Annotated in this window: 7 protein-coding genes; 5 read left to right on the forward strand and 2 right to left on the reverse strand. The window is 69.4% G+C overall.

Annotation, left to right across the window (positions count from 1 at the left end; all coding sequences use genetic code 11):
• Positions 1-19 precede the first annotated feature (19 nt).
• Entirely contained in the window at positions 20-772 is a 753-nt protein-coding gene (dapB, locus tag OO52_RS11945) for a 4-hydroxy-tetrahydrodipicolinate reductase (protein WP_030657608.1), read from the forward strand.
• A gap of 28 nt (positions 773-800) precedes the next feature.
• Positions 801-1,253, forward strand: coding sequence for a tetratricopeptide repeat protein (locus OO52_RS11950; RefSeq protein WP_030657610.1), 453 nt, complete (start codon positions 801-803; stop codon positions 1,251-1,253).
• Between the two features lie 108 nt (positions 1,254-1,361).
• Here the strand turns inward: OO52_RS11950 and OO52_RS11955 are convergent, their stop codons facing one another.
• Positions 1,362-1,916: a membrane protein gene (locus OO52_RS11955; RefSeq protein WP_030657612.1), complete on the reverse strand. Its 555-nt coding sequence runs from the start codon at positions 1,914-1,916 to the stop codon at positions 1,362-1,364.
• 101 nt (positions 1,917-2,017) lie between these two features.
• Positions 2,018-2,254, reverse strand: coding sequence for a hypothetical protein (locus OO52_RS11960; protein ID WP_030657613.1), 237 nt, complete (start codon positions 2,252-2,254; stop codon positions 2,018-2,020).
• Positions 2,255-2,430: 176 nt separating this feature from the next.
• Between OO52_RS11960 and thyX the strand changes: the two genes are divergently transcribed.
• The 3 genes from thyX to OO52_RS11975 all read left to right on the forward strand — a co-directional run bounded on the left by thyX (position 2,431) and on the right by OO52_RS11975 (position 6,132).
• Complete coding sequence (gene thyX / locus OO52_RS11965) at positions 2,431-3,180, forward strand: FAD-dependent thymidylate synthase (protein WP_037630945.1); 750 nt, start codon at positions 2,431-2,433, stop codon at positions 3,178-3,180.
• 211 nt (positions 3,181-3,391) lie between these two features.
• On the forward strand, positions 3,392-4,291 hold the full coding sequence (gene dapA / locus OO52_RS11970) for a 4-hydroxy-tetrahydrodipicolinate synthase (RefSeq protein ID WP_030657617.1): 900 nt from the start codon (positions 3,392-3,394) through the stop codon (positions 4,289-4,291).
• Positions 4,292-4,446: 155 nt separating this feature from the next.
• Positions 4,447-6,132 carry a ribonuclease J gene (locus tag OO52_RS11975; protein WP_030657619.1) on the forward strand — a complete coding sequence of 562 codons (1,686 nt, stop codon included), beginning with the start codon at positions 4,447-4,449 and terminating at the stop codon, positions 6,130-6,132.
• Positions 6,133-6,391: the final 259 nt, after the last annotated feature.

Raw genomic sequence — 6,391 nt, forward strand, 5'->3', positions numbered from 1 at the left:
CCGGTTAGGAAACAGGAACATGAGCAAGCTGCGCGTGGCGGTCCTCGGTGCCAAGGGCCGGATCGGGTCGGAGGCGGTCAAGGCGGTCGAGGCCGCCGAGGACATGGAGCTGGTCGCCGCCCTCGGCCGCGGCGACAAGCTGGAGACGCTGGCGGAGACCGGCGCCCAGGTCGCCGTCGAGCTGACCACCCCGGCCTCGGTCATGGGCAACCTGGACTTCTGCGTGCGCCACGGCATCCACGCCGTCGTCGGTACGACAGGCTGGACCGAGGACCGCCTCGCGCAGCTGAGGGGCTGGCTCGCCCAGTCCCCGGAGACCGGCGTGCTCATCGCGCCGAACTTCTCCATCGGGGCCGTGCTGACGATGAAGTTCGCGCAGATCGCCGCGCCGTACTTCGAGTCGGTGGAGGTGGTCGAGCTGCACCACCCGAACAAGGTGGACGCGCCGAGCGGTACGGCCACGCGCACGGCCCAGCTCATCGCCGAGGCCCGCCGGGCGGCCGGCACGGCACCGGCGCCGGACGCCACCGTCACGGCCCTGGACGGTGCGCGGGGCGCCAGCGTCGACGGCGTCCCCGTGCACGCGGTCCGCCTGCGTGGCCTGCTGGCCCACCAGGAGGTGCTGCTCGGCGGCGAGGGCGAGACCCTCACCATCCGCCACGACTCCCTGCACCACAGCAGCTTCATGCCGGGCATCCTGCTCGGCGCGCGCCGTGTGGTGACCACTCCGGGCCTCACGTTCGGCCTGGAGCACTTCCTGGACCTGAGCTGAGACGAACGAGCCGAGACAGACGCCTCCGATGCGCGCGAAGATCACCTACCTCGTCACGGCCGCCGTCCTGGTCTTCTATTTTGTCCTGGTCGGCAGCCGTGGCGTGATGCTCATCCAGTCCGGCACGGTCGTCACCGTCACCTTCGGTGTGGCGGTGCTGGTCCTGCCGCTCATCGGCCTGTGGTTCCTGTGGAAGAACACCCAGTTCGTCCGCAAGGCCAACCAGCTCGCCGCCGAACTCGATGCCGAGGGCGGCCTGCCGGTCGACGAGCTGAAGCGCCTGCCCAGCGGCCGGATCGACCGCGACTCGGCCGACGAGGTGTTCGCCAAGCGCAAGGCCGAGACGGAGGCGTCCCCGGACGACTGGCGCTGCTGGTTCCGCCTGGCCGTCGCCTACCACGACGCCCGCGACACCCCCCGCGCCCGCAAGGCGATGCAAAGGGCCATCGCCCTGCACGACGGAAAGTCGGTCCAGGCCTGACGGCACGTTCCGTCGCCGGGCGGTCGAGCGGTCACGGCCGGGGCGTCCCGCAGGGGCGTCTCGCGGGGCGGGCGGGTGAGCGATCCGAATCCCGCCCGCACCGTTCGCTCAGCGGCCCCCGTACTCCGCCGCCCACGCCTCCACCCCGTCCGCCGCTCGGTCGAAGGCCATCGGCCGGCCGAGGAAGTCCAGGCCGTGCGTGGTGAGCAGCGGCGGGGTGTCCTCCGGACGCCGGTCCTTGCGTACGAGCGCCAGCGCCTGCCCCTGCACCGTGCGCGGCAGACCCAGCCAGCGCACCGGCTGCTGCACGGTCCGCACCGAGACCACCCGCGCCCACGGCATCGTCCGCGTCACCAGGAAGCCGGTCCGGCGCAGCCCGCGCCGGCTCACCCACACGCCCATGCGCAGCAGCCGCAGCGCGCCGACGACGATCGCCAGGCCGACGCCGAGGACCACCCCGGCGTCGGCCGGCGAGCCGGTGAGCGCGGTGAGCACGGCGCCGAACAGCACGAAGGAGGCGAGCAGCAGCACCAGCGCGGCCCCGCCCACTCGCCAGGGACCGGGCCGGTACGGGCGCCGCCAGCGATCCGGGTCGTCGTACGGCAACGCACTCTCGGCCGTCGTCTCGAAGGTGCGGTCGGCCGTCAGGAAGGGCAGGGGCACGGCTGGTCCTCACTCGGTCCTCACGGGGGCTGTGCCGTGAGGCTATCCGGCCCCGTTCCCGCTCACCAGCCTTGAGCGTCCACAAGGGGCAGTGCCTGCGCTCAGTGCCCCTGGGACGCCTGGGACTGCTGAGCCGGCGTATCGGACGGTGTGGAGAGCGCCGGCATGCCCACGACCAGGGCGCCTATGAGCCCGGCGACGATGGTGAGGCCCAGCAGCCAGCGCCCGGCCATCTCGCCGAAGGACGCACGCCGACGGGGCGGGGGAGTGACATTGCTGCGGAACCTGTCCGCCTCGGCCAGGAAGGCGAAGGGTACGGGCTCGCGGCGACGGAACATCGTGGGTGCCGTTCCTCTCACGGTTGGTGATCGAATGGGTGGACCTCACCGATACAGACGATCGAGTGACACAAAAGGTGCCCTTGTCCGAAAAAATCGCGGGTGCGTTTTTTGAGGCGAGGTGGTTCCAGGCCGCGCCGGGTGCCCCCGTAAGGTGGTCGCGAACCAACGAAGTGATGGGAAGGACCCCGACCCCCGTGACCACCCCCGAGTCGCTCACGTTCCGCAGTGACGTCACCGTCGAGCTGGTGAAGTCCAGCGCTTCGGACGCCGACGTGCTCTTCGCCGCCCGCGTCTCCACCGCCGGCGAGCAGTCCCTGGACGAACTGAAGAAGGACCCCGAGCGCTCCAAGGGTCTGATCAACTTCCTGATGCGCGACCGGCACGGCAGCCCGTTCGAGCACAACTCGATGACGTTCTTCATCAGCGCCCCGATCTTCGTCTTCCGCGAGTTCATGCGGCACCGGGTCGGCTGGTCGTACAACGAGGAGTCGGGCCGCTACCGCGAGCTCCAGCCCGTCTTCTACGTCCCCGGCTCCGACCGCAAGCTCGTCCAGCAGGGCCGCCCCGGCAAGTACGTCTTCGTCGAGGGCACCCCGGCGCAGCAGGAGGCCGTGAGCAGCACCCTGCGGGAGTCGTACGAGCAGGCGTACGAGGCCTACCAGAAGCTGCTCGCCGAGGGCGTCGCCCGCGAGGTGGCCCGCGCCGCTCTCCCCGTCGGCCTCTACTCCTCGATGTACGCGACCTGCAACGCGCGCTCCCTGATGCACTTCCTCGGCCTGCGCACCCAGCACGAGCTGGCCAAGGTGCCGTCCTTCCCGCAGCGGGAGATCGAGATGGTGGGCGAGAAGATGGAAGCGGAGTGGGCGAAGCTCATGCCGCTGACCTACGCCGCCTTCAACGCGAACGGGCGTGTGGCCCCGTAACGAAGCCTTGTTCCCCTGTCGGGAACGGATGTACGGGTCAGCCTGGCGAAGTGTCCGTATTGCGGCATTTAGAGAAGTTCATCTAGCCTGATCAAACGGACCCGGCACTGCTTGAACCCCCGAGCAGGCAGTGCCGGGCTCCTTCTTTGTCCGGACTTACCCGACACCCCAAGGGCGCACCCCGCATCGAGCACCGAGTAGCGTGTTACCCATGGCTCCGACCTCGACTCCGCAGACCCCCTTCGGGCGGGTCCTCACCGCCATGGTCACGCCCTTCACGGCGGACGGCGCACTCGACCTCGACGGCGCGCAGCGACTCGCCGCCCATCTGGTGGACGCAGGCAACGACGGCCTGATCATCAACGGCACCACCGGCGAGTCGCCCACCACCAGTGACGCGGAGAAATCGGACCTGGTACGAGCCGTCCTGGAAGCCGTCGGCGACCGTGCCCACGTCGTCGCCGGGGTCGGCACCAACGACACGCACCACAGCATCGAGCTGGCCCGCGAGGCCGAGCGGATCGGCGCCCACGGCCTCCTGGTCGTCACGCCTTACTACAACAAGCCCCCGCAGGAGGGCTTGTACCGGCACTTCACGGCCGTCGCCGACGCCACCGGCCTGCCGGTCATGCTGTACGACATCCCCGGCCGCAGCGGCGTCCCGATCAACACCGAGACCCTCGTCCGGCTCGCCGAGCACCCCCGGATCGTCGCCAACAAGGACGCCAAGGGCGACCTCGGCCGCGCCAGCTGGGCCATCGCCCGATCCGGCCTCGCCTGGTACTCCGGCGACGACATGCTCAACCTCCCGCTGCTCTCCGTGGGCGCGGTCGGCTTCGTCTCCGTCGTCGGCCACCTGGTCACCCCCGACCTGCGCGCCCTGGTGGACGCGTACACCTCCGGTGACGTCGTCAAGGCCACGGAGATCCACCAGAAGCTGCTCCCGGTCTACACCGGCATGTTCCGCACCCAGGGCGTCATGACCACCAAGGCCGCCCTGGCCCTCCAGGGCCTGCCCGCCGGACCGCTGCGCTCGCCCATGGTCGAGTGTTCGCCCGAGGAGATCGCCCAGCTCAAGATCGATCTTGCCGCCGGCGGGGTACAGCTCTGACAACAGACTTGGCACCACAGGGGCTTCACAACTGAAGAACAACAGAAGACGCAGGCCACCGGTGCCTGCAACCGACAACGACAACTGCTTCCGCACGAACGTCACGCGCGCCACGTGCCATACCGGTACGTGGCGCGCGTGGTGAGGAGAGTCTTTTGAGTCATCCGCATCCTGAACTCGGCCCGCCGCCGCCGCTCCCGCAGGGCGGCCTGCGGGTCACCCCGCTGGGCGGCCTCGGCGAGATCGGCCGAAACATGACGGTCTTCGAGTACGGCGGCCGCCTGCTGATCGTCGACTGCGGAGTGCTCTTCCCCGAGGAGGAGCAGCCCGGAATCGACCTGATCCTGCCGGACTTCTCGTCCATCCGGGACCGCCTCGACGACATCGAGGGCATCGTCCTCACGCACGGCCACGAGGACCACATCGGCGCCGTCCCCTTCCTGCTCCGCGAGAAGCCGGACATCCCGCTGATCGGTTCCAAGCTCACCCTCGCGCTGATCGAGGCCAAGCTCCAGGAGCACCGGATCCGTCCGTACACCCTGGAGGTGGCGGAGGGGAACCGCGAGCGCATCGGCCCCTTCGACTGCGAGTTCATCGCCGTCAACCACTCCATCCCGGACGCCCTGGCCGTCGCCATCCGCACCCCCGCCGGCATGGTGGTGCACACCGGCGACTTCAAGATGGACCAGCTCCCGCTGGACAACCGCCTCACGGACCTGCACGCCTTCGCGCGGCTGAGCGAAGAGGGCATCGACCTCCTGCTCACCGACTCCACGAACGCCGAGGTCCCGGGCTTCACCCCGCACGAGCGCGACATCTCCAACGTCCTGCGGCAGGTCTTCGCCGGCGCCCGCAAGCGGATCATCGTGGCGAGCTTCGCCAGCCACGTCCACCGCATCCAGCAGATTCTGGACGCCGCCCACGAGTACGGCCGCCGGGTCGCCTTCGTCGGCCGCTCCATGGTCCGCAACATGGGCATCGCCCGCGACCTCGGCTACCTGAAGGTCCCGCCGGGCCTGGTGGTCGACGTCAAGGCGCTGGACGACCTGCCCGACCACGAGGTGGTCCTCGTGTGCACGGGCTCCCAGGGCGAACCGATGGCGGCCCTGTCCCGCATGGCCAACCGAGACCACCAGATCCGGATCGTCGAGGGCGACACGGTCATCCTCGCGTCGTCGCTGATCCCGGGGAACGAGAACGCGGTCTACCGCGTGATCAACGGCCTGACCCGCTGGGGCGCCAACGTCGTCCACAAGGGCAACGCCAAGGTGCACGTCTCCGGCCACGCGTCCGCGGGCGAGCTGCTGTACTTCTACAACATCTGCCGCCCGAAGAACCTGATGCCGGTCCACGGCGAGTGGCGCCACCTGAGGGCGAACGCGGAGCTGGGCGCCCTGACCGGAGTCCCGCACGACCGGATCGTCATCGCCGAGGACGGCGTGGTGGTCGACCTGGTCGAGGGCAAGGCCAAGATCTCCGGGAAGGTCCAGGCAGGTTACGTGTACGTCGACGGCCTCTCGGTCGGCGACGTCGGCGAGCCGGCGCTGAAGGACCGGAAGATCCTCGGCGACGAGGGCATCATCTCGGTCTTCGTGGTCGTGGACGCCTCCACCGGCAAGATCACCGGCGGCCCGCACGTCCAGGCCCGTGGCTCCGGCATCGAGGACTCGGCCTTCGCCGACGTCCTCCCGAAGATCACGGAGGTCCTGGAGCGGTCCGCCCAGGACGGCGTCGTGGAGCCCCACCAGCTCCAGCAGCTCATCCGCCGGACCCTCGGCAAGTGGGTCTCGGACACCTATCGCCGCAGGCCGATGATCCTGCCGGTGGTCGTGGAGGTCTGACGCCTCGTCGGTCCGAACCAGGAGCGGGGCGCCTCGATTTGCATCGAGGCGCCCCGCTCCAGTACGTTTACGGCTCCGCCCAACCGGGAACCCCAGCACTTCACGCGCTGGACACGGATGCCCGGAGCGGGTGGGAAAACCGACTCAGAACTTCTGATAAAGTCGGAACCGCCGGAAAGGGAAACGCGAGAGCGGGAACCTGGAAAGCGCCGAGGAAATCGGGTCGAGAAAAGATCTGATAGAGTCGGAAACGCAAGAC

It is taken from the genome of Streptomyces flaveolus (genome assembly GCF_000716535.1).
GTDB classification, from domain to species: Bacteria; Actinomycetota; Actinomycetes; order Streptomycetales; family Streptomycetaceae; genus Streptomyces; species Streptomyces flaveolus_A.

Bases quoted from the DNA above. Each gene is read 5' to 3' on its own strand.
- OO52_RS11950 (WP_030657610.1), top strand. From the start codon at position 801: ATGCGCGCGAAGATCACCTACCTCGTCACGGCCGCCGTCCTGGTCTTC.
- thyX (WP_037630945.1), top strand. From the start codon at position 2,431: ATGGGAAGGACCCCGACCCCCGTGACCACCCCCGAGTCGCTCACGTTC.
- dapA (WP_030657617.1), top strand. From the start codon at position 3,392: ATGGCTCCGACCTCGACTCCGCAGACCCCCTTCGGGCGGGTCCTCACC.
- OO52_RS11960 (WP_030657613.1), bottom strand. From the start codon at position 2,254: ATGTTCCGTCGCCGCGAGCCCGTACCCTTCGCCTTCCTGGCCGAGGCG.
- dapB (WP_030657608.1), top strand. From the start codon at position 20: ATGAGCAAGCTGCGCGTGGCGGTCCTCGGTGCCAAGGGCCGGATCGGG.